Genomic DNA, 24,531 nt, shown 5'->3' with positions numbered 1-24,531 from the left:
CAGCGGGGCGGGACTATGGACATCGCCATGGAAACGATCTTCGACAGAGCCCTGATCGCCGCACATCGCCATCGCGCGCTTGTCAACAACGATCCGAAAGCCGCCTTCCTGCTGGACATCGCGGCAGAGGAAATGGCCGAGAGGCTGGCGGTCGTCGAGCGGCGTTTCGAAACCGCCGTCGAATTGCATGGTACGACCGGTGCGGCGGCCCGCGCGGCAATGGCGACGGGCAAGATCAGCACAATGATCCGCGTCGAGAGCGAGAAGGCCTATGCGGCCCCAGGCGAAACCCTGATCGAAGCGCCTTTCGAAGACGTGCCGCTCGAGCCGCAATCGACCAATCTCGTCCTTGCGCCGCTCAGCCTGCATCTGACCAACGACACGCCTGGGGTTTTCATCCAGATCCGCCGTGCCCTGAAGCCGGACGGCCTGTTCTTGGCGGCCATTCCCGGCGCGGGCACGCTGCAGGAACTGCGCGACGCCCTCTTGACCGCCGAGGTCGAAATGACCGGCGGCGCCAGCCCGCGCGTCATCCCCTTCGCCGATGTGCGCGATGTCGGCAGTCTCATGCAGCGCGCCGGTTTCACCCTCCCGGTGATCGACGCTGAGAACTACACGGTACGATATGATTCTCTCTTTCCGCTGATGCGCGATCTCCGAGCCATGGGCATGAGCAATCCGCTCGCAGCCCGTGGCCGCATGCCCCTGACCCGCGCCTTCTTCCTGCGCGCCGCAGAGATCTATGCCGAGCGCTATTCCGATCCCGACGGACGCATTCGCGCGACCTTTTCGATCATCTATGTTTCCGGATGGGCGGCTCACGAGAGCCAGCAGAAGCCGCTCCAGCCGGGTTCGGCCAAGGCACGCCTTGCCGATGCGCTGAAAGTGGACGAGCACAAGCTCCGGCAATAGCGAATGATATCGAAAAGTGTCAGCGGTTAGTGCAACTCATCATGCTGCAGCCCGTCAAAAGTAGTCGGCCGCCTCTTCAATTGACGGTGATATTGTTGCTGACAACGCTGAAGACGTTCTGCAGGCTGCCGCTAAAAATACCGAGACCCGAGACCAGCGCCGTGCAGATGACGGCGGCGATCAGGCCATATTCGACCGCCGTCGCACCTGTGCCGTCCGCAAGAAATGCTTTCAAAAGACGCATTACCCAAACCCTTTGCGTGAATCGACTGCAATTGACCAATTGCAGGCCATCAGGCGATGGCCTTCATTTTCAGCAACCGGCGCCGACGCCGTATCCCTCGACGACGCAGACCGAGCCGGGCGTCTCCTGCAGGACGCTGCGGCGGATCGTATAGCGCTTGCCGCCTTCGTTCTTCGGGATCGATCCTGTAGTGATCGTGTCGAAATCCACCGGCGCGCTGGCAAAGACGCTTTTCTTCGAAGAATCGGCAAGCATCGGCGTCAGGATCAGCGTCAGGGCGACCACCGCCGTGCCAAAGAGAAGGGCGATATTGAGCGCACCCGTCCTGCGCGAGGCAGACGAAGCCCGTTCCTTTTCCCGGACCGCTTTCCAGAAATCATCGTCCATGAGGTCAAGCCTTTTAAATACGCACGCCAGATGCTTGATTGAGGCCGATCTTTGGCAGAAGGTGTTAAACGATCCATTAATATCCACAGCCGAAAACAGCACGGCGCAATAATAATCAGCAAACGCTAATGCATAGCGCCTGGAAATGTCCGGCGACTGCAGAATAATGACACATCGACAAAACAAAAATCGCGGGTGGGTGGCACGGACCAAGCTCAACGAGAGGCGCTTTAAAGCAAATCCTGCAGCATCGGGATGAGCGGCTCGTCGGCCGGCGGCATCGGGTAATCCCGCAGAGCCCCCGCACGCACCCATTTCAACGCCTGCCCCTCGCGGCCCTGTGCAATGCCTTCATAGCGCCGACAAATATAAAGCGGCATCAGAAGATGGAACGTCTCGTAGGAATGGCTGGCGAAAGTCAGCGGCGCGAGGCAGGCGATCTTCGTCTTGATGCCGAGCTCTTCCTCGAGCTCGCGCACCAGCGTCTCCTCCGGCGTCTCGCCGGGCTCGACCTTGCCGCCGGGAAACTCCCAGAGCCCGGCAAGCGATTTTCCCTCGGGACGCTGTGCCAATAGAATACGCATATCGGCATCGATCAGCGCGCAGGCGGCGACCAGCAATATCTTCCGGCCTGCCTCGCTCATCGCGTCTCCCGCTGCCAGTAGCAATAATGATAGGCGTCGCGAAACCCGAGGCGCTCATAAAGTGCGATCGCCGGGCGGTTGGAAAGCTTTACCTGCAGCCAGGCCGATCGGGCGCTGCGCATGCGGGCCCAACGCAGCGCCGAAGTCAGGATTTCGGTGCCCAGTCCTTCGCGCCGCCGCGTTTCGCAGACCGAAAGCGACATGATGCCGGCAAGATCGTTGTCCTGGACGCAGAGCACGGTCGCAAGCGGTCCCTCTGCCGCATTTTCGATCATGAAGAGGCCCGACGGCGGCTTGATCGCGGAAATGATTTCGGCAAGCGCCGGCTTCAAGCTCAGCGGCGCCTTCTCGACCGTCAGATTGGCATCGACGAAACGGCCGACGTCATGGGTCGGCAGATGATCGAGCGTATCCGGCAGTGCAGCCTCGGCGAGATCGCAAGTCATCACCACGGTCTCGTCGAACCGCGTCCAGTTCTGCGCGCTGAGAAGCTCGATCAGCACCGGCGACGCCAGCGGCGTCTGGCGGACGACGGCGGCGCGGCCATAGGCCTCGAACTTGCGGCTCGCTTTTTCCAGGCGGATCTCGACGTCGCGATGGTCCGAGGGATCGAGCGGCACGATGGAATTCAGCCGATTGGACGGGTGGCCGGCCGTCAACCGGATCTGCCAGCTGCCGTCATATTGCACGGATGCCGCCGGCCAGGCGCGAAAACCGACAGCCTCCAGCCTGCGGACCAGCGGCAAATTCTGCGAGGAAATAGATGCCTGCTCCAACGAACGATCAGCTCCGATAGTCGCCATTGATCGCAACATATTCCTTGGTGAGGTCGCAGGTCCAGACGGTTGCCGAACCAGAGCCGAGGCCGATATCGACTTTAACGGGGATATCCTGCGCCTTCATCACCTTCGAGGCGGCTTCCTCGGAATAAGCGGGATCACGCTCGCCATTGACCGCGACCCTGACGTCGCCGAACCAGATGGCCAGCCGGTCGCGGTCGGCCATCTCGCCGGATTTGCCGACGGCCATGACGATCCGGCCCCAATTGGCGTCTTCGCCGGCCGCCGCCGTCTTGACCAGCGGCGAATTGGCGATCGACAGCGCGATACGCTTGGCGGCGGCGTCACTCTCGGCACCCGTCACCGTGATCGCGAGCATCTTGGTGGCGCCCTCGCCGTCACGCACCACCTGCAGAGACAGATCTTTCAGCACTTCGTTGAGAGCGGCGCGGAAGGCAGCAAGGTGGGGATCGTCGGCGCGTTCAATGCGGGCCTGGCCATCTTCGGCCGCCGCACCCGTCGCAAACAGCATCAGCGTGTCGGACGTGGAGGTGTCGCTGTCGACGGTCATGGAATTGAAGGTCGGGCCGACGCCGTCGGACAGCAGCACCTGCAGCGCGGCAGGCGCGATATCGGCATCAGTCACGACGAAGGAGAGCATCGTCGCCATATCGGGTGCAATCATGCCGGCACCCTTGGCGATACCGTTGATCGTCACGGCAACGCCGCCGATTTCGGCGCTGCGGGTCGAAACCTTCGGATAGGTGTCGGTCGTCATGATCGCCTTGGCGGCTTCGAACCAGAAATCGCTGGTGGCATCGGCCTGCATCTTATCCAGGACGCCTGAGAATTTGGTGGCATCGAGCGGTTCGCCGATGACGCCGGTCGAGGCCAGGTAGACCTCGTTCTCGCCGCAGCCGACGGCGGCGGCTGCCGATTTCGCCGTCAGGGCGGTCGCCTGGCGGCCCTTCATGCCGGTAAAGGCATTGGCATTGCCGGAATTGACGACGACGGCCCGGGCGCTGCCATGGGGCAGGTTGGCGCGGCAAAAATCGACCGGCGCCGACGGGCACTTGGAGCGGGTAAACACCCCCGCGACGGCGGCCGGCTTGTCGAAGACCATCATCAGCACGTCGGTACGGTTCTTGTACTTGATACCGGCGGACGCAGTCGCCATGCGCACGCCGCGCAACGACGGCATAGCGACAAAGGATTTCGGAGCAAGCGGAGAGACGGAACCGGACATGATGAAACCTGCCAATGAGCATTTCCCGGCGAAATGGAAACCGGCTCGCCGTCCGGAAATGCAACAACAACAACGATAAGGAAGGGCCCGGAAGAACCGGGCCCTGACGCGGATATTACTGCTTCGGCGCCGGCTGGGCAGGCTCGCTGCCCGGTTCCGGCTGCTTGTTGGCCTGATCATAACCCTTGCGCAGCGTCTCGTCCGTGATCTCGATCTTGGCGGACGTCTTGGCCTGGTTGAGGAGGGCAAGATACTTGTCGCGCATGACGAGCTGACGAACCTGATCCTGCACCTGATCGAAAGGCGGCGGCGGAGCGTCGCGCTTATCCTCGACCTTGATGACATGATAACCGAAGTCGGTCTTCACCGGGGTCTTGGAATAGGCGCCCTTCTCGAGCGCGAAGGCTGCGTCCTCGAATTCCTTGACCATGCGGCCGCGCGAGAAATAGCCGAGATCGCCGCCTTCCGACTTGTTCGGATCGGTGGATTTTTCCTTGGCGAGTTCGGCGAAATCCTTGCCGGCGTCGAGCTGCTTGATGATCTCCTTGGCTTCGTCCTCGGTCTTGACGAGGATATGGCGGGCGTGGACTTCCTCCTGCTTCGGCAGGGCCGCGACTTCCTTGTCGTAGCGCGCCTTGATTTCTTCGGGCGTCACGGTGTCGACGACATGCTTCTTGAAATAGGCGTTATGCAGCTCGCGATCGGAGAGATATTGCATGCGCTTCTTGAATTCTTCGGTCTGGTCGAGCTTTTCGGTGATGGCGTCGGCAGCGAGCAGCTTCACGTCAATGGCGGCGGAGAGAGCTGCGACCTTCTTTTGGTCGTCGGGAAGCTGCGCCAGCTGCGGATCGAGATTGGCGACGGCAAGATCGAGTTCCGACTGGTGGATCTCCAGATTGCCGACCTTGGCGACGACGGCGTCCTCTGCATGGGCCGGAGCCTGGAATGCAACGAAAGTTGCAAACGCCAGCAGGACGAATTTATTGGTGCTCAACATCAAATAACCCTTCACAGTTTCATCGCCGGCGTCAGCATCGCCTATTCCAGCTCAAAATAGCCATCAACACCGGATTGTGGCCTTTCTGTATCCGCCAAATCCGTTGACATCATTCGACCCCCCTCTTATCTGTCACGCAACCTCGCGTCCAGAACAGTTTCCGGGCGTTTCAAGGCGTGCGCCTGATTTTCGGCTGGGCCGCGGACAAGAAACGTCGCGGATGAATATTGAGAAAGGACCAGTCACATGGTCAGCTTTGGCGGTATAGCCCGCAAGTTATTTGGGTCGTCCAATGATCGCCGCGTGCGGTCCTTCCAGCCGAACGTCACCGCGATCAATTCCATCGAAGAGAAGACGAAAGCCCTGACGGACGAGCAGCTCGCGGCAAAGACCGCGGAATTCCGCGCTCTTCTGGCCGAAGGCAAGACGCTCGACGACATTCTGATCCCCGCCTTTGCCGTCGTGCGCGAGGCCTCGCGCCGCGTTCTCGGCCTGCGACCTTTTGACGTACAGCTGATCGGCGGCATGATCCTGCACTCGAATGCGATCGCCGAGATGAAGACCGGCGAAGGCAAGACCCTCGTCGCCACCCTGCCGGTCTATCTGAACGCGCTTTCCGGCAAGGGCGTGCACGTCGTCACCGTCAACGATTATCTCGCGCAGCGCGACGCCGCGACCATGGGCCGGATCTATGGCTTCCTCGGCATGACCACGGGTGTCATCATCCACGGTCTCTCCGACGAGGAGCGCCGCGCCGCCTACGCCTGCGACATCACCTATGCCACCAACAACGAGCTCGGCTTCGATTATCTGCGCGATAATATGAAGTACGAGAAGAACCAGATGGTTCAGCGCGGCCACAATTTTGCGATCGTCGACGAAGTGGACTCGATCCTCGTCGACGAGGCGCGCACGCCGCTGATCATCTCCGGTCCGCTCGACGACCGCTCCGAACTCTATAATACGATCGACGCCTTCATTCCGATGCTCGTCCCCAGCGATTACGAGATCGACGAGAAGCAGCGCTCGGCCAACTTCTCCGAAGAAGGCACCGAGAAGCTGGAGAACCTGCTCCGCCAGGCCGGCCTCTTGAAGGGCAACGCGCTCTACGACATCGAGAATGTTGCGATCGTCCATCACATCAACAATGCACTGAAGGCCCACAAGCTCTTCCAGCGCGACAAGGACTATATCGTCCGCAACGACGAAGTCGTCATCATCGACGAGTTCACCGGCCGTATGATGCCGGGCCGGCGTTATTCGGAAGGCCAGCACCAGGCGCTCGAAGCCAAGGAAAAGGTGCAGATCCAGCCGGAAAACCAGACGCTGGCCTCCATCACCTTCCAGAATTATTTCCGCATGTACGAAAAGCTCGCCGGCATGACCGGCACGGCGCAGACGGAAGCGGAAGAATTCGGCAATATCTACAATCTCGATGTCATCGAGGTCCCGACCAACCTGCCGATCAAGCGTCTCGACGAGGACGACGAGGTCTACCGGACCTTCGACGAAAAGTTCAAGGCGATCATCGAGGAGATCCTCGACGCCCACAAGCGCGGCCAGCCGGTGCTCGTCGGCACAACCTCGATCGAGAAATCGGAACTGCTTGCCGAGCGCATGCGCAAGCAGGGCTTCAATGACTTCCAGGTGCTGAACGCCCGCTACCACGAGCAGGAAGCCTATATCGTTGCCCAGGCCGGCGTGCCGGGCGCCGTCACTATCGCCACCAACATGGCCGGCCGCGGCACCGACATCCAGCTCGGCGGCAACCTCGAGATGCGGATCGAGCGCGAACTCGGCGAGATCGAAGCCGGTCCGGAGCGTGACGCCCGGATCCAGGCGATCGTCGAAGAGATCAAGGAACTCAAGGAAAAGGCGCTCGCCGCCGGCGGTCTCTATGTCATCGCCACCGAACGCCATGAAAGCCGCCGCATCGACAACCAGCTGCGCGGCCGCTCCGGCCGTCAGGGCGACCCCGGCCGCTCGAAATTCTACCTTTCGCTTCAGGACGACCTGATGCGCATCTTCGGCTCCGACCGCATGGACAGCATGCTGACCAAGCTCGGCCTCAAGGAGGGCGAGGCGATCGTCCATCCCTGGATCAACAAGGCGCTCGAGCGCGCGCAGAAGAAGGTCGAAGCCCGCAACTTCGACATCCGCAAGAACCTGCTGAAGTATGACGACGTTCTCAACGATCAGCGCAAGGTCATCTTCGAGCAGCGTCTCGAACTGATGGAATCGACCAATATCTCCGAGACCGTCTCCGACATGCGTCGCGAAGTGATCGAAGATCTGGTCGAAAAGCATATCCCCGAACGCGCCTATGCCGAACAATGGGATGCCGTCGGCCTGAAGACCGGTGTCACCAACATCCTGAACCTCGATCTGCCGATCGAGGACTGGTTCAGGGAGGAAGGCATCGGCGAGGACGATATTCGCGAGCGTCTGACGGAAGCCGCCAATGCCGCCTTTACGGAGAAGGCCGAGCGTTTCGGCGACGACATCATGCATTATGTCGAGCGCTCGATCGTCATGCAGACGCTCGATCATCTCTGGCGCGAGCATATCGTCAACCTCGATCACCTGCGCTCGGTCATCGGCTTCCGCGGTTATGCCCAGCGCGACCCGCTGCAGGAATACAAGTCTGAAGCCTTCGAGCTCTTCACCGCCCTCCTCAACAATCTGCGCGAGGCCGTCACCGCCCAGCTGATGCGCGTCGAGCTGGTGCAGCAGGCGCCGGCCGAACCCGAACCGCCGCTGATGCAGGCCCATCATCTCGATCCGATGACCGGCGAGGACGATTTCGCTCCGATCTACCAAGCCTCCGAAGTGATGGTCGCGCCCGAGAACCGCAATCCCGAGGACCCCGCCACCTGGGGCAAGGTCGGCCGCAACGAGTCCTGCCCCTGCGGCTCCGGCAAGAAATACAAGCATTGCCACGGCGCCTTCGAACAGGTCTGAGGCAAATACGACGACTCTGAAAATGCCGCCTTCGGGCGGCATTTGCTTTTCAGCGGTAACGCCCGCCGGCTGGAGTTCAGGTCTGCGGGGCAAGGGCCGTTCCGGAACCGTTTCTTAACCCTGCTCTGTCAAGACTTCGGGGACGATTTGCCTGACCTCAGAGTTTTGCGTGTTCATCATGGCGGTCATAGAAACAGCGGAGAAAATGCTGCCGGCGGGACTGCGCCCGATCGGCGGCCGTACGCTGCGCATGCTCGCGGCCGTGCTGACCGAAGGCGGCGAGAAGGCCGCCGCCCAGCGCATAGCGCTGACGGCCTTTTCGATCCGCATCCTCAGCGCCGCACTTGCTTTCGTCTCCCAGATCGTGCTCGCCCGGCTGATGGGCGAACATGAATACGGCATCTTCGTTTTCGTCTGGGTGCTGGTTGTCGTCTTCGGCGACCTCTCCTGCCTTGGCTTCCACACCGCGATCATCCGCTTTCTGCCGCAGTACAAGGCGGCGGGCGCCTTCGAGGAAATCCGCGGCCTGACGGGTACCGCGCGCATCTTCGCGCTGCTGTCCGGCACGGCGATGCTTGGCGCCGGCATGCTCGGGCTGCATTTCTTCGGTGATCTGATCGAGCCCTATTATCTCGTCCCGATCTTCCTCGGCCTGTTTGCCATGCCGATGATCGCACTTGGCGATATTCTGGAAGGCACCTCGCGGGCGAACCACTGGCCTGTGATGGCGCTGGTCCCGGTCTATATTATCCGGCCGATCCTCATCATCGCCTGCATGCTGATTGCGATTGCGACGGGCGCGGAGCATACGGCCGTCACCGCCATGCAGGCGGCGCTCGTGGCCACCTTCGTCACCGCACTCGGCCAATATGGCGCGACGCTTTACAGCCTACGCCGGCATTATGACGACGGTCCGCGCAAGGTCGATTTCCTTGCCTGGCTCAGTGTCGCCTTCCCGATCTTCCTGATCGAGGGCGTCAGCTTCCTGCTGACCAATTCCGACGTCGTCGTTGTCGGCATTTTCCTCGAGCCGCACGACGTCGCCATCTATTTCGCCGCCGCCAAGACCATGGCGCTCGTGCATTTCATCAATTTCTCGGTCAAGGCCGCTTCCGGCCCGCGTTTTTCCTCGATCATCGCCGAGGGCGACCATGCCCAGCTGGCGATCGCCGCCACCGATGCCGCCCGTTGGACCTTCTGGCCGGCGCTCGGCGTCGGTCTTGCCGTTCTCGCGGCCGGCCACCTGCTGCTGTCGCTGTTCGGCGGCGTCTTCACCGCGGGTTATCTTGTCATGGCGATCCTGCTTGCCGGCATCCTCGCCAAATCGCTGGTCGGCCCGGCCGAAACGCTGCTGATGATGGCCGGCAAGCAGAATCTCTGCGTCGCGCTCTATGCCGGCGCATTGGCCGCCAATGTCGGTCTCAACCTCGCTTTGATCCCGCATTACGGCATCGAAGGCACCGCGATTGCCACAGCCTCTGCCATGGCGGTCGAGGCCGTTCTTCTGCATGTCGCCGTGCGCCGCACGCTCGGCATCGTCCTCTTCGCCTTCGCCAGCCCCTCCGCCGCAACGCCAGAAATGAGAGTTCGATAGATGGTGCGTCCGCCCCCCGTCACCGCAAGCACCGACAGCATCACCAACCGCATGATCCATGATCTCGCGTCGCTGCATTTCGAGGCACCGCAGGCCGAGGCCCGTGCCGAGATCGGCCGACCCGGGCGTGAACTTTGCCTCTACCCCGGCAAGCTCGGCTACGAACTTCAGGACGAGCTCGACTTCCTCTCCAACCGGGCGATGGAGCCGAACGTCTTTTTCTCCGGACGCTTCCTTGCGCCCGCCATGCCGCGGCTCGAAGACAGGCAGGTGAATTTCGCCCTGATCCGCGACCACAATGCCGGCCGCAGCCGCATGCGTTTCCTGCTGCCGTTTTCGGTCGACAAGCCGGGCTTTGCCGTCGGTCCCTCGATCATCCGCGGCTGGTCGAACAGCTTCGGCCCGCTCGGCACGCCGCTCGTCGACAGCGAGGATGCGGCCGAAACCCTCGACAATTTCTTCGAGGGGCTGACCGTTTCTGATCTCAACCTGCCGAGCACCCTGGTCCTGCCCGATCTGAGATTGAACGGAATTTTCGTGCGCATGCTCAAGGCCGTGGCGCTCGGCCGCAATCTGCCGCTCACCGTGACCAATCCCTATCTGCGCCCGATGCTGCAGAGCGAGGAAGAGGCGCCTGCCTATCTCGGCAAAACTATCTCCTCCTCGCATATGCGCGAGATGCGCCGCCAGTGGCGTCAGCTGGAGGAACTCGGAACGGCGGTCTATGCCGTCGCCCGCCAGCCGCGCGAAATCCACGTCCGCTTCGAAGAATTCCTGGCGATGGAGGCTGGCGGCTGGAAGGGCAAGCGGCGGAGCGCTCTCGTCACCGACCGCTATCATACTGCCTTCGCCCGCGAGGCCGTGTCGAACCTTGCCGCCGTCGACGCCGTGCGCATTCATACGATCGACCTCAACGGCAAGGCGATCGCCGCCATCGTGGTGTTGATGATGGGCGGCGAGGCCTATACCTGGAAGACGGCCTATGACGAAAACTATGCCCGCTATTCTCCGGGCAAGCTTTTGATGAGCGAACTCACCGAATGGCATCTCGACGACGCCAACATCGTCCGCTCCGATTCCTGCGCCGTCTCCGACCATCCGATCATGAGCCGCTTCTGGCAGGAGCGCGAGGAGATGGGAACCCTGGTGATCGGCCTGACGCAGAACGGCGACCGCGACATGCGCCAGGTGGCCGCCCAGCTCCACATGTACCGCAGCACCCGCAACATGGCGAAGATGCTGCGCGAGAAGATCATGTCGCTCGCCGGCCGTGGCTAACCTTCCGTCGCAGCTTTCTCTCGCAGCAGCCGGCGGATCACCTTGCCGGTCGTCGTCAGCGGCAGTGACTCGACGAATTCCACTTCGCGCGGATATTCGTGCATCGAAAGCCGCATCTTCACCCAGTCCCGGATATCGACGGCCAGCGCCTCGCTCGGGGCATGGCCCGGCGCCAGCACGATATAGGCTTTGACGATCTCGGTGCGCATGGCATCGGGCTTGCCGACGGCGGCGGCAAGCTGCACCGCGGGATGGCCGATCAGGCAATCCTCGATTTCCGCCGGGCCAATGCGATATCCGGATGAGGTGATGACGTCGTCGTCGCGGCCTTCGAAGGTGACGTAGCCGTCCGCGTCCTGCCGGCCGATATCGCCGGTGAGCAGCCAGCCTTTGGCGAATTTTCGCGTCGTCGCCGCCGTATCGTTCCAATAGCCGAGGAACATGACGGGATCGGGACTGGCGATGGCGATCTCGCCTGGCTCGCCCGCCGGCAATTCGTCTCCGGCCTCATTGACGATCGCGACGCGGTGTCCGGGCACCGCCCGGCCGATGGCGCCGGCCTTGCTGACGCCGTGGGCAGCGGCAGACGAGAGCACGAAATTGCATTCCGTCTGGCCGTAGAATTCGTTGACGGTGATGCCGAGCGTGCGCCGCGCCCATTCATAGGTCTCGCGGCCGAGCGCCTCCCCGGCCGAGCCGATCGTGCGCAGCACCAAATCATATTTCGAGCGGGGATCGGAAACGGATCGCATCAGCCTCAGCGCCGTCGGCGGGATGAAGGCATTGCGCACATCCATCTCCGCCATGATCCGATAGGCCATGTCGGCATCGAATTTCTGCGCCGGCGACGAGACGACGGGAACCCCGAGCAGCAGGCTCGGCAGCAGCGCATTGAGCAGACCGCCCGCCCAGGCCCAGTCGGACGGCGTCCAGACCTTGTCGCCCACCTTTGGAAAACCCTCATGGGCGAACTGCATGCCGGGAATATGGCCGGGCAGAACACGGTGACCATGCAGGGCGCCTTTCGGCGGCCCTGTTGTGCCCGAGGTGAAGATCATCAGCGCCGGATCGTCGGGCGTTGTCTTTTCTCCTTCGAAGACGGGCGTATACGATACGATGAGATCGGCAAAGGAGAGAGCGTCGGGAGCGCCATCGACGCTGATCACATGGCGCAGTTCCGGCAGACGATCGCGGATTTGCCGGATACGATCGAGGCCGAAATCATTGGTGACGATTGCCGCCGCACCCGAGATCCTCAGCCGATACTCCAGCGCCTCGACGCCGAACAGCAACGCCAGCGGCAAGGCGATTGCACCCATCTTATAGATCGCGACATGCGCAACCACGGTCTCGAAGGACTGCGGCATCAGCAGAGCGACGCGATCGCCGCGCTTGACACCGAGCGATGCCAGCGCATTGGCGAACATGGAAGAGCTGCCGGAAAGCTCGCCATAGGTCAGCGAAAGATGGTCGCCGTCCGGACTGAAATGTTCGAGACAGACACGCTCCGGATCTCTCGCCGCCCAATCGTCGCTAACGGCGCGGCCGATATTGAAGTCTTCCGGAATCCGCCAGGAGAAATCACGATAGAGATCGTCGTAACGATCATGGGAGGGCAGTCGCATAGTCTGGCTTCCGATGAAATGCTGCAGCAGCTAACACCTTGCGGCGCGGATGTGCAAGCCGGCGACGGAACCGGCGGCCGCATCACGCATCATTGTACGCATCGCCGCGCCGATTCCGCCTGCGCCTCCCTGCGACTTTGACGGTTTCGCACTAGATCATGAAACTCCGCACGGGGTGTCTCAATTCACGGAGTCGTTTCATGGAATATGTCAAATTTGGAAAGACCGGTCTCGAAGTGTCGAAAATCTGCTTGGGCTGCATGACCTTCGGCGATCCGGGCCGCGGCAATCACGCCTGGAGCCTGCGCGAAGAGGAAAGCCGGGCGATGATCAAGCAGGCGATCGACCTCGGCATCAATTTTCTCGACACCGCCAACATCTATTCGAACGGTTCCTCGGAGGAGATCGTCGGGCGCGCCATCAAGGACTTCGCCAAGCGCGAGGATATCGTTCTGGCGACCAAGGTGTTCAACCGCATGCGGCCGGGTCCGAACGGCGCCGGCCTGTCACGCAAGGCGATCCTCGACGAGATCGACAATAGTCTGCGCCGTCTCGGCACCGACTATGTCGACCTCTACCAGATCCACCGTTTCGACTACACGACGCCGGTCGAGGAAACGATGGAAGCGCTGCATGACGTCGTCAAAGCGGGCAAGGCGCGTTATATCGGCGCCTCGTCGATGTATGCCTGGCAATTCGCCAAGGCACTTTACGTCTCCCGGCTGAACGGCTGGACGGAATTCATCAGCATGCAGAACCATCTGAACCTGCTCTACCGCGAGGAGGAGCGCGAAATGCTGCCGCTCTGCGAAGACCAGAAGATCGCCGTCATCCCCTGGAGCCCGCTCGCCCGCGGCCGCCTGACCCGTGACTGGGACGAGCCGACGGCCCGCAGCGAGACCGACGAATTCGGCAAGACGCTCTACACGCAGTCGATCGATGCCGACCGCAGGATCGTCGAGGCGGTGGCCGAGATCGCCCGGACCCGCGGCATTTCCCGCGCCCAGGTCGCCACCGCCTGGATCCTGCAGAAGAGCGTGGTGACCGCGCCGATCATCGGCGCGTCCAAACCGAACCACCTGACGGACGCCGTCGCTTCGCTCACGGTCAAGCTCACTGCCGAGGAAATCGCCGTGTTGGAAGCACCCTATATCCCGCATGCCGTCGCCGGCTTCAAATAGCCGCCTCTTCTCAGCGCCCAGATCCTCTCCCGACCGCGGGAGAGGATCGGGATACGGCACAGGCCGGTCACAGTTCCGTCCTAGCGCTTGCCTGAAATATCGAGGAATCGTCCGTCATGACCACCGTTCCTTTCGAGCCCCGCCGCTTCCACACCACCGCCGCCTATTACAGCCGTTTCCGTATTCCCTATCCCGACGCGCTGATCGAACGCGTGACCGTCAGAACTGGCCTTCGGCCAGGCGACCGCCTGCTCGATCTCGGCTGCGGACCGGGCCAGATCGGCATCGCTTTCGCCCGGCTTGCCGGTGCCGACGTCACCGGTCTCGATCCGGAGCCGGAAATGCTGGACGCGGCCCGCGAGGGCGCGGCGGCAGCCGGTATTCACGCCGAATTCGTCCTCGGCTCCTCCTACGATCTCGGCCCCGCCTTCGGACCGTTGAAGATCACGACCATGGGCCGCTCGTTCCACTGGATGGACCGCGCCGCAACGCTTGCGACGCTGGACAGGCTGACCGAGCCGGAGGGCGCCGTCATCCTTTTCGGCGACCGCCACATCTCCGCCTCACCCGCCTGGCGCGACGTTTTGGAAAAGGTCTCCGAACGCTTTTCGCCGGAACCGATCAGAACAGAACGACAGCTTCGCCGCGGGCCGGACTGGATAAAGCACGAGGAATTTCTGCTGCGCTCCGCCTTCCTCAATCTCGAACGCATCGGCATCGTCACCGAGCGGCTGCTCGACGCCGACGAGATCGTCGGCCGTGCCTTCTCCATGTCGGTCACCTCGCCGCAGGCGCTCGGTGACAGCACAGCCGAATTCGAACAGGCTTTACGAAGCGAGCTCGCCGCTCTCTCGCCGGACGGAAAATTCACCGAGATCATCGAGGCCAACGCCCTCATCGCCTCCCGCGACTGAGACTATGTCCGGTTGGCAGGATCGAGCTGCCGGCGCATCGTCACCAGAAACTGCTCGGCAAGCCCGCGGTCCTCGACCGCGCGGGCAAGAATGACGGCGCCCATCATCGATGACAGCGTCGTTGCGGCATTGGCGCGGCGTTCCTCTTCGGTCTCGCCGGGAACAATATCGGCAAGCGTGTCGACCAGCACGGACAGGCCGTCGCTGAAAACGGCCCGAACCGCGCCGCGGCTGCGGCTCACCTCCTGGATCAGTGTTGCGAAGACGCAGCTGCCACCGGGATCATCGACCGTGCGCCAGTGAATATAATGGTCGAGAAGCGTTTCGAGCGGCCGCTCCGGCGAACTGGCGATATGTTCCTTCCAGCGCTCTCCCACCCGATCGATCAGCTTGCGGCTGACTTCCAGTGCCAGCTCATCCTTGGAACTGAAGTGACCGTAAAAGCCGCCATGCGTCAGTCCCGCCGCCTTCATGATGTCGGCAACGCCGACGCCGTCAAAACCGTTTTCCCGGAAGAGCACACCGGCAACACTCAGAATCTTTTCGCGGTTTTCGGCAAATTTCTCGCGGGTGACCCGCATCGTCGTCTCCAGAAATAGCGGCTTGACAAATTATATGATGTCCATCATCAATACGCAAGAAATATGATGACCATCATGTAAATCGGTCCAGTGCCTTCCCCTATCTGAATCCGAACGGAATCGTGCTCATGGTTTCCACAGCCCTTGCCTCCACCCTTGCCCGGCGCAACATTCATTACGGTTGGGTCGTCGTTGCCGCCACCTTCCTCACCATGCTGGTGACGGCAGGCGCCATGGGTGCGCCCGGCGTGCTGATCAAGCCGCTGCAGGACGAATTCGGCTGGGAAACCTCGCAGATTTCCTTCGCACTTGCGATCCGCCTGATCCTGTTCGGCTTCATGGGGCCGTTCGCCGCCGCCTTCATGAATTATTTCGGTGTGCGCAAGGTCATCGTCTTTGCATTGACGCTGATCGGCATAGGCTTCGTCGGCTCGCTGTTCATGACGACGTTGTGGCAGCTCCTGCTGCTCTGGGGCATCGTCGTCGGCTTCGGCACCGGATTGACGGCCATGGTGCTCGCCGCAACGGTGTCGACGCGCTGGTTCACCAAGCATCGCGGCCTCGTCGTCGGCATGCTTTCGGCGAGTTCTGCCACCGGCCAGCTCGTTTTCCTGCCGCTGATGGCGGAGCTGACGGAGCGTTACGGCTGGCGCTCGACAGTGTTTTTCGTCTGCGCCATGATCATGGTCGCGGCCCTTGCCGTTCTCGCCTTCATGCGCGACCGGCCGGCTGACGTCAATTTGCCCTCTTTGGGCGAGGCGCATGTGACGCCGGCACCCGCCAGGCCGACGCTCGGCGCTGCCCTGATGACTCCGCTCACCACGCTGCGCGAGATTTCGACGACCTCGACCTTCTGGATCCTGTTTACCACCTTCTTCATCTGCGGCCTCAGCACCAACGGCCTGATCCAGACCCATTTCGTCACCCTCTGCGGCGATTTCGGCATCGTGCCGGTGGCCGCCGCCAGCGTGCTTGCCGTCATGGGCATCTTCGATTTCTTCGGCACCGTCGGCTCCGGCTGGCTGTCCGACCGGTTCGACAATCGCTGGCTGCTGTTCTGGTACTACGGCCTGCGCGGCCTGTCGCTGCTCTATCTGCCCTTCAGCGATTTCAGCTTCTACGGCCTTTCGATCTTTGCCATCTTCTATGGCCTCGACTGGATCGCCACCGTGCCGCCGACCGTCAAGATCGCCGCCGACCGCTTCGGCCGTGAAAAGGCCGGCCTCGTCTTCGGCTGGGTTTTTGCCGGCCATCAGCTGGGCGCCGCCACCGCCGCCTACGGCGCCGGTCTCTCGCGCACGGAACTGTCGAGCTATCTGCCCGCTTTCTTCGTCGCCGGCGCTTTCTGCCTGCTGGCCTCGATTCTGGCGATCACGCTGAAGAAGTCAGGCCTACCGAGTGCCGCCCCTGCCGCGGCCCACTGATCTCGGAGAGGACCCGGCCTCGAAGCAAGGCTGGGTCTCTCCACCGGATTGCCGCGATAACTTCGTTCGTCCGTCTTGCATGCGCAGGCGCACACATGTTAGACACCCGCCTCGTCGGTATCCGTTGCCCCATTGGCGGAATTGGTAGACGCGCTCGACTCAAAATCGAGTTTCGAAAGAAGTGCTGGTTCGACCCCGGCATGGGGCACCAGCCTCCGCTCGGTGAGCTTCGGCTCGGCGAGCCGTAGTTCCGTCAGAAACGAAGGCGGACTGGTTTCAACGCGCAGCACCTCGATCCCGACGGAACAATCCGCATCCAACTGAAACTATTTGTTCTTCAACAGCCACATCTTGCCGGCCATGGTGATGCCGTAGACGTCCTTTGATGCGTCGTCGTCCAGATGCCGCCGGACGAGGAAACCCGGCTCTTTCAACTCACTCAGCGTCTTTGCCGTGACCGATTTCACCTTCTGAGGCCGCTCTTTCCACCGATCGGATTTTGCGTAGGTTACGGTCGCGTTCTGATGCGTCCATTTATTGGCCGGCTGAGGATAAAGGTCTCCATCCCTGGCGAGTTTGAGTCCTGCGATCTGGGACGGGGTAAGCTCAATCATACTGAAAATCCTGTGCGGGTCCTTGCGCTGGGAATGCGCTTCGACCGAAGGCGTGCTCATAACATCGACGGAGGTTTTTCACCACCACATTGCGCGCCATCAGGGCCACGAAAGGTGAAAACCGGCTGACGCAGGAACTGGGCCTCGCCCTTGTCTGAGATTTTCATCTGTAACAGCGCCCGGCAAGCCCCGCCACAGTAGAGTTCAGGATCATCGTCCGCCTCTCGTTCCCCTTCCCGTGATGAAGGCCAAAGACGCAAGCTAGAACCGGTTCCAACATCAGCGGCGCGCCGACCGTGGCGGGTCTTTACCGACGACATCTGTTTCCGACTGGCCGGGGTCGCGAACGAGGCTCCTAAAACGCAAATCAACTATTTAACTTTGCTTGCGCTTCGTCCAAGGTGGCGCCGTTACCATCGGCGAGGGCGGACGTGCATCAGGAAGTAGGACTCATCGCGACGGTCGCCGTCAGTTTTGTTTTCGCGGCGGTCCTCGGTTATGGCGCCGACCGGCTCCGGCTGCCGCCGCTCGTCGGCTATCTGATGGCCGGCATCCTGATGGGGCCGTTCACGCCCGGCTTCGTCGCCGACACCGCGCTTGCCGGCCAGCTTGCCGAGATGGGCGTCATCCTGCTGATGTTCGGCGTCGGCCTACATTTTTCCGCCTCCGACCTGCTGGCCGTGCGCGGGCTCGCCGTGCCTGGCGCGATCGGGCGCATCATCCTGGCCACCCTTCTGGGTATTGGTCTCTGCAAACTCTGGGGCTGGAGCCTTGGCGCCGGCCTGGTCTTCGGCCTCAGCCTGTCGGTTGCGAGTACCGTGGTTCTTCTGAAGGCGCTGGAGGAGCGCAATCTCGTCAACGCGCCGAGCGGGCGCGTCGCCGTCGGCTGGCTGATCGTCGAGGATCTGGTGATGGTGCTGGCGCTGGTGATGCTGCCGGCGCTGGCCGAGCTTCTCGGCGGCCACGCGGTCGATACGACCAATCACGGCCTCGGCGAACTGCCGCTGGCGCTGACGATCGGGCTGACCTTGTTGAAGGTGGCGGCTTTCACCGCCATGGCAATCTTCCTCGGCCCGCGGATCGTGCCCTGGCTGCTGACGATGATCGCCCGCACCGGCTCACGCGAACTCTTCACGCTGACCGTGCTGGCGATCGCGCTCGGCATCGCCTTCGGCTCAGCCGCGATCTTCGGCGTCTCCTTTGCGCTCGGCGCCTTCTTCGCCGGTGTCGTCATGAGCGAATCCCAGCTCAGCCACAGAGCGGCCGCCGATTCGCTGCCGTTGCAGAATGCATTCTCCGTGCTGTTCTTCGTCTCCGTCGGCATGCTCTTCGACCCCTCGATCCTGGTCCGCGAGCCGCTGGCCGTAATCGGCGCCTTGGCGCTCGTCATTTTCGGCAAGGCCATCATCACCTTCGCAATCGTCATGCTGCTGCGCTATCCGATCAGCATGGGCCTGACCTTGGCCGGGGGACTTGCTCAGATCGGCGAATTTTCCTTCATCCTCGCCGGCCTCGGCGTCTCGCTCGGGCTTCTGCCGCATGAGGGCCAGGATCTGATCCTTGCCGCCGCGATCCTGTCGATCACACTTAATCCGATCGTGATCTTTGCCAGCGAGGGGCTGAAAAAATATATCCATTCGAAATGGCCCCCACTCTTCGAAAGCTATGGCAGGAAGAGGCAGAAGACACTCGGCAAGGAACTGGAAAAAATCAGGGCGCTCGGCGAGGAGCGCGAACGTCAGCACCAGCTGAAGATGCAGCAGCTGATCGAGACCTTCCCGCTGTTTTCCCAGGTCGGCGAGGACGCGCAGGAGGAGTTGCTGCTGCTCTTCAAGGCGAAGTCGGCCCCGCCCGGCGAACGCGTCATCCGCCGCGGCGACCGCGGCGACAGCATGTATTTCATCTCCTCGGGTGCCGTGGAGGTGCGGCTCGCCAGCGGCGCGATCCGCCTCGAACCGGGCGCCTTCTTCGGCGAGATGGCGCTGTTGAGCGGCGGACGGCGCACGGCCGACGTCATCGCCGTCGATTTCTGCCAGTTCGAAGTCCTCGAGCGGCGCGACTTCAACATGTTCATGTCGCACCATCCCAACCTGCGGGCGATCGTCAGCGAAATGGCCCAGAAGCGCACGGAAATGAACGTGCTGCGTCAGCAATGGGAAAAGTCGATGGATCTGTCCTGACGCGCAGACACCCGGAGTTCGGGCGCCAAACAGACCTATCTGCAAGCCCGTTGTGCGATACTGTCAGCCTGCCGGCCAATAGCCGTCGGAACGGAAATCCTCCGGGATCGGATCGAGCCGCGACAGCGTCTCGGCTGCGAAATCGATCTGCAGCGACAGGTATTTCAGAGACGCCAGCATCGGCACGCCGGTTGCGAATTCCCGAACGCGGGAGAGATGACAACCGCTTTCGTTCAGCCTCCGGGCCGCTTCCCCAAGCACATCGTCCCTGTTCGGTCCCCGTCCTGCTCCCAGCCCGTCATCCATCTGCACGGCCTGAGCGCGGCCGCCTTCGATCACTTTGAACATTCTCATGCCACCCTGCACGTCGCCCTCAAACCAGCCTGCCTCACAATGGCCGATTCGCCATCCCATGAAATCTTGGGAGAGGCATCGATGCCCGAATCACGAAATTTTTAGGCGGCGGGTGGCACGAAGGACACGGCCAAGCATTTACAGGGCCGCGCACGGCCCCTAAAGCTCTTTTGCGCCGCAACAGGAAGGGAACGGAATGCTCCGCAGACTTTACGACTGGACCATGTCTCTGGCCGCGCGCAAATCGGCCGAAGTTTGGCTCGCCGTCATCGCCTTCGTCGAAAGCTCCGTCTTTCTCGTCCCCGCCGATGTGCTTTTCCTGCCGATGGCGCTCGCCAAACCGGAACGCTCCTATCGCTACGCGCTGGTTGCGACCGTCGCCTCCGTGCTCGGCGGCATCGCCGGCTGGGCGCTCGGCTTTTACGCCTATGAGACGGTGGCGCGGCCAGTTCTCGAATTCTACGGCAAACTCGACGCCTTCGAGCAGATGAAGGCCTATGTCACCTACGAGTGGATCCTGCTGCTGCTCGTCACGTCGGGTCTTGCGCATCTGCCGCCGATCAAGATCGTCACGATCCTGTCCGGCGTCATTCACGTCAATCTGGGCCTTTTCATTGTTTCGGCGATTATTGCCCGCGGCGCCCGTTTCCTCTTCCTCGCCTGGCTGCTGCGCCGCTACGGCGAGCCGATCCGTGACTTCATCGAGAAGCGCCTCGGCCAGCTCGTTGGCATCGGTGCCGCTGCGGCAATCGTGCTATATTTCGGCTACCGCTCTTTCGCTCACTAGACCAAACTTTCGCGGAGCTCCGCCATGACTGCCACCGCCTCGCCGCTCGCCCGTCCCGGCTTCATCTATTCCATATTGCTCGCTATCGGCATGGCGGCGGCGGTCGGCGCCGCCCTCGGCTTCCAGTATGTCGGCGGCTATATTCCCTGCGCACTGTGCCTGCTGCAGCGCCAGCCCTATTACTACGCAATTCCGATCGCCATTCTCGCTGCGATCTGCGAGCTCGCGGGTCTGCCGAACTGGATTTCCCGGGCAATGATTCTCGCAGCCGGCATGCTGATGCTGGTCACCGCAGGCATGGGCGTCTATCACGCCGGCGTCGAATGGCACTTCTGGCCAGGCCCGGCCACCTGCTCGACCACGGCAAGCAGCATGACGACCAATGCCGGCGATCTGCTCAGCGAACTCAATACGATCAAGGGTCCATCCTGCACCGATGCGGCGCTCAGGGTTTTCGGCCTCTCTTTTGCGGGTTGGAACGTGATTGCCGGGATCCTGCTTGCGGCCCTCGCCTTCACCGGCGTTCGCAAAGCCGCTTGACGCATGTCGCCGCGACCATGCGCGACGCGCCGCTGATAACGACATGGAAGCAAAGTGCCAAACCGCGGCTTGTGGAACGCAATCGATGCGACGCGCTGTAGACGGGCGCGGTCAGGGCTGCAGCTCCGTATCCCAGTAGAGATAGTCGAGCCAGCTGTCATGCAGGTAATTCGGCGGAAACAGCCGGCCGTTATTGTGCAGGTCCTGCACCGTCGGCTGATAGGGCTTCTGCGCCGGGAACATGCCTGCCTGCTTCGGAAGCTTGCTGCCCTTGCGCAGATTGCAGGGCGAGCAGGCCGCCACGACATTCTCCCAGGTCGTCTCGCCGCCATGGGCGCGCGGGATGACGTGGTCGAAGGTCAGGTCGTCATGAGAGCCGCAATACTGGCACTCGAACCGGTCGCGCAGGAAGACGTTGAATCGGGTGAAAGCAGGATTGCGGGATGGCTGAACGTAAGTCTTCAGGCACACGACACTCGGAAGCCGCATCGAAAAGCTCGGCGAGGAAACCGAGTGTTCGTATTCTGCGATGATGTTCACACGGTCGAGAAATACCGCCTTGATCGCGTCCTGCCAGGACCAAAGCGACAAGGGGTAATAACTCAGCGGCCGGTAGTCAGCGTTCAGGACGAGCGCCGGCAGGGCCTGCGGGGAGACTGCAATCGTCAAGGGACTCTCCTGATCGATTCGGCATCTGCACCTGTATATTAGGCCGGTTGTTACAGGATTGTGAAGTCCAATAAATTCAGAGGATAAAGGCAATTTAAAGAGTGTGGCCGATCAGCCGACCGGCACCATGTCACGACGCATTTTCGTGGCGTAATAGGCCCAGAAAAGCCGGGCTGCCACCGAGCGCCACGGCGACCAGACCTGCGAAAGCTTGGCAAGCGCCTTCGCTTGCGGCCGCGCCGCAAGTCCGAGCGCGGCGCCGACGGCATTCTGCAGCGCGACATCACCGGCCGGAAAGACATCGGCATGGCCGCCGCAGAACATCAGATAGACCTCCGCCGTCCACGGGCCGACGCCCTTCAGCCCCGTCAATTCGCCAAGCGCTTCGCCCGGCGGCTTCAGGCAGAGCCCGGAAAGATCGAGGCGGCCGGAGGCAACCGCTTCAGCGATCCGCGTCAGCGTATCGGCCTTGGCGCGCGACAGGCCGAATTCCCGCCATGCCTCGGGGTGAAGCAGCAGGTAAGCTTCCGCCGTCAGCGGGCCATCCGCCGGCAGCATGCGCCGCCAGATTGCCTCGGCGCTGGCGCGCGAGACCATTTGCGAGACGATGATATGGGCAAGGCCGGCAAAACCGGCTTCGCGCAGCCGCAGCGGAAGGGGCCCCACATCCGCGGCGATCGGTGCAAGGCGCGGATCGAGGCGAAGCAGCGCCTCGAGCCCCAGCCTGACGTCATCGTCGTTGCGGATGATCTGCACCGCGTCCTCCCAGTGGTTCAAAACCAAAATCCGTGGCAGAAGAAAGCATGACCACGAGCGAGCGTCAAAAACCTGTCTTTCGTTTTGCGCCGAGTCCCAACGGTTCGCTGCATCTCGGCCATGCACTTTCGGCCTTTTTGAACCGCGACATGGCCGAAGCCTTGCATGGCCGCCTGCTGCTGCGCATCGAGGATATCGACCAGGCCCGCTGCACCCCCGAATTCGAGGCCGGCATCCTGCGGGACCTCGACTGGCTTGAGATCGACTGGGAAAGTCCGGTGCGGCGCCAGTCGGAGCATTTTCCCGAGTATCAGGCGGCGCTGCATGCGCTGATCGAACGCGGCCTGGTCTATCCGGCTTTCCTGACGCGCGGCGAAGTGAAGGCGCGTGTCGCCGCCTATGAGGCAACGGGCCAATCCTGGCCGCGCGATCCCGATGGCACGCCGCATTATCCGCCGATTGATCGCGAGCGGCCGGAAACCGAATGGCGGGAGATCCTTTCCTCCGGGAAAAAACATGCCTGGCGGCTCGACATGCGCAAGGCGCTCGACCTGATCGGCGAACTGCTGTTCTGGACGGAAACCGGCGACGGCAGGACAGGCGAGATCGCCGCCGAACCTGGCGTCTGGGGAGATGTCATCCTGTCCCGCTCGGATGCTCCTTCGAGCTACCATCTGTCGGTGGTCGTCGATGATGCCCTGCAGGGCGTCACCCATGTCGTGCGCGGGCTCGACCTTTTCCACGCCACCTCGGTGCACCGGCTGCTGCAGGTTCTGCTCGGCCTGCCGCAACCCCTCTACCACCATCATCGTCTCATTCTCGACGCCGATGGCCGCAAGCTTTCGAAAAGCGAAGGTGACAGCGGGCTTGCCGAATTACGTGCCCGGGGCATGTCAGGGGCCGACATTCGCCGCCTTGTCGGGCTCTGAGCGCCGTTCAACACGCTCTCGCCCGACGACGGAAAGCGTATGCGAGAACATCCGGAAGACGCGGAACTTGATCAGCGCCGCATTGATCTCCGCGCCGATAATGAAGATGGCACCGACCATATAGAGAAAGATCAGCACGATCATCACCGAGGCGAGACCGGCATAAGTTGCCGTATAATTGGCGAAGGTCGCCAGATAATAGGCAAAGATCAGCGCGCCGGCGAGCCAGAGAAGCAGCGTCAGCAAGACCCCCGGAATAACGTCGAAAACCCGCCGCTTGCCGGCCGGCAGCCAGAGATGCATGACCAGCAGGCCGACGGTCAGCACGACAAGCGTGCCGTAAATGCGCCAGCTGAAGACGATGCCGAGCGTATCAGCAAACAGCGGAAACCAATTCCTGGCATAATCGAGCGCCAACGGCACCGCCACCAGCAGAATGCTGATCGCGGCGAAGATGATCACCGCGATCAGTACGTAGCCGAGGCTGGCCAGGCGGGTGAAATACCACGCCCGGGTTTCCTGCACCCGGTAGGCACGATTGAGCGAGATGCGCAGCGCTTCCACGCCGTTCGATGCGAAATAGGCGGCCGCCAGCACCGAGATCGTCAGCAGCCCGCCGCGTTGAATGGTCAGGACCTGCAGCACCTGGTCGGCCAGCGGCTTGGCGATCGCTTCTGGCCAGGTGTCGAAGATCAGATGGATGGCGGTGGAGGAAAACTGATCGGCGCCGAGGAAGCTTGCAAGCGCGGTACCGAAGATCAGGAACGGGAAAACCGCAAGCAGGCTCGACAGCGCGACGTGGCTTGCCATCGCAAATCCGTCATCCTCGACCATGTGACAGATCGCGTCATAGACCACGTCGTAGATCGTGCGCAGCACCTTCCGCATTCCGTCTCCGGCTTTCCACATTGTATCCTCTGGCCGAATATGGGAAA

The 24,531-nt window shown here is 62.0% G+C and carries 24 protein-coding genes and 1 tRNA gene; 12 read left to right on the top strand and 13 right to left on the bottom strand.

The annotated features are described in order from the left end of the window. The first annotated feature begins 27 nt into the window (after positions 1-27). The gene (locus tag K6M89_RS24000) at positions 28-912 is read left to right on the top strand and encodes a methyltransferase domain-containing protein (RefSeq protein ID WP_222141244.1); all 885 of its coding nucleotides are present in this window, start codon (positions 28-30) and stop codon (positions 910-912) included. 76 nt (positions 913-988) lie between these two features. On the opposite strand, the gene K6M89_RS23995 is transcribed toward K6M89_RS24000, so the two are convergent. The 6 genes from K6M89_RS23995 to K6M89_RS23970 all read right to left on the bottom strand — a co-directional run bounded on the left by K6M89_RS23995 (position 989) and on the right by K6M89_RS23970 (position 5,209). Next, on the bottom strand, positions 989-1,156 hold the full coding sequence (locus tag K6M89_RS23995; RefSeq protein ID WP_097608954.1) for a Flp family type IVb pilin: 168 nt from the start codon (positions 1,154-1,156) through the stop codon (positions 989-991). Between the two features lie 69 nt (positions 1,157-1,225). Then, positions 1,226-1,543 (bottom strand): hypothetical protein, encoded by a 318-nt coding sequence (locus tag K6M89_RS23990; protein ID WP_004671792.1) that lies wholly within the window; start codon positions 1,541-1,543, stop codon positions 1,226-1,228. Between the two features lie 230 nt (positions 1,544-1,773). Next, positions 1,774-2,187 (bottom strand): 8-oxo-dGTP diphosphatase MutT, encoded by a 414-nt coding sequence (gene mutT / locus K6M89_RS23985; RefSeq protein ID WP_222141228.1) that lies wholly within the window; start codon positions 2,185-2,187, stop codon positions 1,774-1,776. Then, positions 2,184-2,990, bottom strand: a complete 807-nt coding sequence (locus K6M89_RS23980; RefSeq protein WP_222141227.1) for a GNAT family N-acetyltransferase — start codon at positions 2,988-2,990, stop codon at positions 2,184-2,186. Before K6M89_RS23980 ends, mutT begins: the two co-directional genes overlap by 4 nt. Next, entirely contained in the window at positions 2,971-4,212 is a 1,242-nt protein-coding gene (argJ, locus tag K6M89_RS23975) for a bifunctional glutamate N-acetyltransferase/amino-acid acetyltransferase ArgJ (protein WP_222141243.1), read from the bottom strand. Before argJ ends, K6M89_RS23980 begins: the two co-directional genes overlap by 20 nt. Positions 4,213-4,327: 115 nt before the next feature. After that, positions 4,328-5,209, bottom strand: a complete 882-nt coding sequence (locus tag K6M89_RS23970; RefSeq protein WP_222141226.1) for a peptidylprolyl isomerase — start codon at positions 5,207-5,209, stop codon at positions 4,328-4,330. Between the two features lie 246 nt (positions 5,210-5,455). Between K6M89_RS23970 and secA the strand changes: the two genes are divergently transcribed. The 3 genes from secA (at position 5,456) to K6M89_RS23955 (ending at position 11,042) form a co-directional block, all read left to right on the top strand. After that, the gene (secA, locus tag K6M89_RS23965; protein WP_222141225.1) at positions 5,456-8,170 is read left to right on the top strand and encodes a preprotein translocase subunit SecA; all 2,715 of its coding nucleotides are present in this window, start codon (positions 5,456-5,458) and stop codon (positions 8,168-8,170) included. Positions 8,171-8,348: 178 nt separating this feature from the next. Then, the gene (locus K6M89_RS23960) at positions 8,349-9,764 is read left to right on the top strand and encodes a lipopolysaccharide biosynthesis protein (RefSeq protein WP_222141224.1); all 1,416 of its coding nucleotides are present in this window, start codon (positions 8,349-8,351) and stop codon (positions 9,762-9,764) included. Then, positions 9,765-11,042 (top strand): GNAT family N-acetyltransferase, encoded by a 1,278-nt coding sequence (locus K6M89_RS23955; RefSeq protein WP_222141223.1) that lies wholly within the window; start codon positions 9,765-9,767, stop codon positions 11,040-11,042. On the opposite strand, the gene K6M89_RS23950 is transcribed toward K6M89_RS23955, so the two are convergent. After that, on the bottom strand, positions 11,039-12,667 hold the full coding sequence (locus K6M89_RS23950; RefSeq protein WP_222141222.1) for an AMP-binding protein: 1,629 nt from the start codon (positions 12,665-12,667) through the stop codon (positions 11,039-11,041). The genes K6M89_RS23955 and K6M89_RS23950 overlap by 4 nt on opposite strands. A gap of 200 nt (positions 12,668-12,867) precedes the next feature. On the opposite strand from K6M89_RS23950, the gene K6M89_RS23945 reads away from it, so the two are divergent. Together K6M89_RS23945 and K6M89_RS23940 are read left to right on the top strand one after the other, a co-directional pair. After that, entirely contained in the window at positions 12,868-13,848 is a 981-nt protein-coding gene (locus K6M89_RS23945; RefSeq protein WP_222141221.1) for an aldo/keto reductase, read from the top strand. Positions 13,849-13,964: 116 nt separating this feature from the next. After that, positions 13,965-14,762 (top strand): class I SAM-dependent methyltransferase, encoded by a 798-nt coding sequence (locus tag K6M89_RS23940; protein WP_222141220.1) that lies wholly within the window; start codon positions 13,965-13,967, stop codon positions 14,760-14,762. Positions 14,763-14,764: 2 nt separating this feature from the next. On the opposite strand, the gene K6M89_RS23935 is transcribed toward K6M89_RS23940, so the two are convergent. Next, on the bottom strand, positions 14,765-15,343 hold the full coding sequence (locus tag K6M89_RS23935) for a TetR/AcrR family transcriptional regulator (RefSeq protein ID WP_222141219.1): 579 nt from the start codon (positions 15,341-15,343) through the stop codon (positions 14,765-14,767). Between the two features lie 128 nt (positions 15,344-15,471). Here K6M89_RS23935 and K6M89_RS23930 point away from each other — a divergent pair, with 128 nt between their 5' ends. Together K6M89_RS23930 and K6M89_RS23925 are read left to right on the top strand one after the other, a co-directional pair. Beyond that, positions 15,472-16,767, top strand: coding sequence for an MFS transporter (locus K6M89_RS23930; RefSeq protein ID WP_222141218.1), 1,296 nt, complete (start codon positions 15,472-15,474; stop codon positions 16,765-16,767). A 126-nt stretch (positions 16,768-16,893) separates the two neighbouring features. Beyond that, positions 16,894-16,978 (top strand) — tRNA-Leu (locus tag K6M89_RS23925). 115 nt (positions 16,979-17,093) lie between these two features. Here the strand turns inward: K6M89_RS23925 and K6M89_RS23920 are convergent. After that, entirely contained in the window at positions 17,094-17,381 is a 288-nt protein-coding gene (locus tag K6M89_RS23920; RefSeq protein WP_097584691.1) for a hypothetical protein, read from the bottom strand. 431 nt (positions 17,382-17,812) lie between these two features. On the opposite strand from K6M89_RS23920, the gene K6M89_RS23915 reads away from it, so the two are divergent. Further along, positions 17,813-19,561, top strand: coding sequence for a cation:proton antiporter domain-containing protein (locus tag K6M89_RS23915; RefSeq protein ID WP_222141217.1), 1,749 nt, complete (start codon positions 17,813-17,815; stop codon positions 19,559-19,561). Positions 19,562-19,624: 63 nt separating this feature from the next. On the opposite strand, the gene K6M89_RS23910 is transcribed toward K6M89_RS23915, so the two are convergent. Beyond that, positions 19,625-19,915, bottom strand: coding sequence for a hypothetical protein (locus K6M89_RS23910; protein ID WP_222141216.1), 291 nt, complete (start codon positions 19,913-19,915; stop codon positions 19,625-19,627). A gap of 196 nt (positions 19,916-20,111) precedes the next feature. Between K6M89_RS23910 and K6M89_RS23905 the strand changes: the two genes are divergently transcribed. Further along, entirely contained in the window at positions 20,112-20,702 is a 591-nt protein-coding gene (locus K6M89_RS23905; protein WP_064686427.1) for a YqaA family protein, read from the top strand. 24 nt (positions 20,703-20,726) lie between these two features. Further along, a complete protein-coding gene (locus K6M89_RS23900; RefSeq protein WP_222141215.1) occupies positions 20,727-21,242 on the top strand; it encodes a disulfide bond formation protein B in 516 nt (171 codons plus the stop codon). A 111-nt stretch (positions 21,243-21,353) separates the two neighbouring features. On the opposite strand, the gene K6M89_RS23895 is transcribed toward K6M89_RS23900, so the two are convergent. Both K6M89_RS23895 and K6M89_RS23890 read right to left on the bottom strand, forming a co-directional pair. Further along, positions 21,354-21,911, bottom strand: a complete 558-nt coding sequence (locus K6M89_RS23895) for an HNH endonuclease (protein ID WP_010031546.1) — start codon at positions 21,909-21,911, stop codon at positions 21,354-21,356. Positions 21,912-22,022: 111 nt separating this feature from the next. Continuing rightward, positions 22,023-22,667: a DNA-3-methyladenine glycosylase family protein gene (locus tag K6M89_RS23890; RefSeq protein ID WP_097584648.1), complete on the bottom strand. Its 645-nt coding sequence runs from the start codon at positions 22,665-22,667 to the stop codon at positions 22,023-22,025. A 47-nt stretch (positions 22,668-22,714) separates the two neighbouring features. Between K6M89_RS23890 and gluQRS the strand changes: the two genes are divergently transcribed. After that, positions 22,715-23,596: a tRNA glutamyl-Q(34) synthetase GluQRS gene (gene gluQRS / locus K6M89_RS23885; RefSeq protein ID WP_222141214.1), complete on the top strand. Its 882-nt coding sequence runs from the start codon at positions 22,715-22,717 to the stop codon at positions 23,594-23,596. Here the strand turns inward: gluQRS and K6M89_RS23880 are convergent. Beyond that, on the bottom strand, positions 23,561-24,484 hold the full coding sequence (locus K6M89_RS23880) for a YihY/virulence factor BrkB family protein (RefSeq protein ID WP_097584644.1): 924 nt from the start codon (positions 24,482-24,484) through the stop codon (positions 23,561-23,563). The genes gluQRS and K6M89_RS23880 overlap by 36 nt on opposite strands. Positions 24,485-24,531 lie beyond the last annotated feature (47 nt).

It is taken from the genome of Rhizobium croatiense (genome assembly GCF_019793465.1).
In the GTDB taxonomy this organism is placed as follows: domain Bacteria; phylum Pseudomonadota; class Alphaproteobacteria; order Rhizobiales; family Rhizobiaceae; genus Rhizobium; species Rhizobium croatiense.
This window is presented reverse-complemented; position numbering and strand designations above follow the sequence as displayed.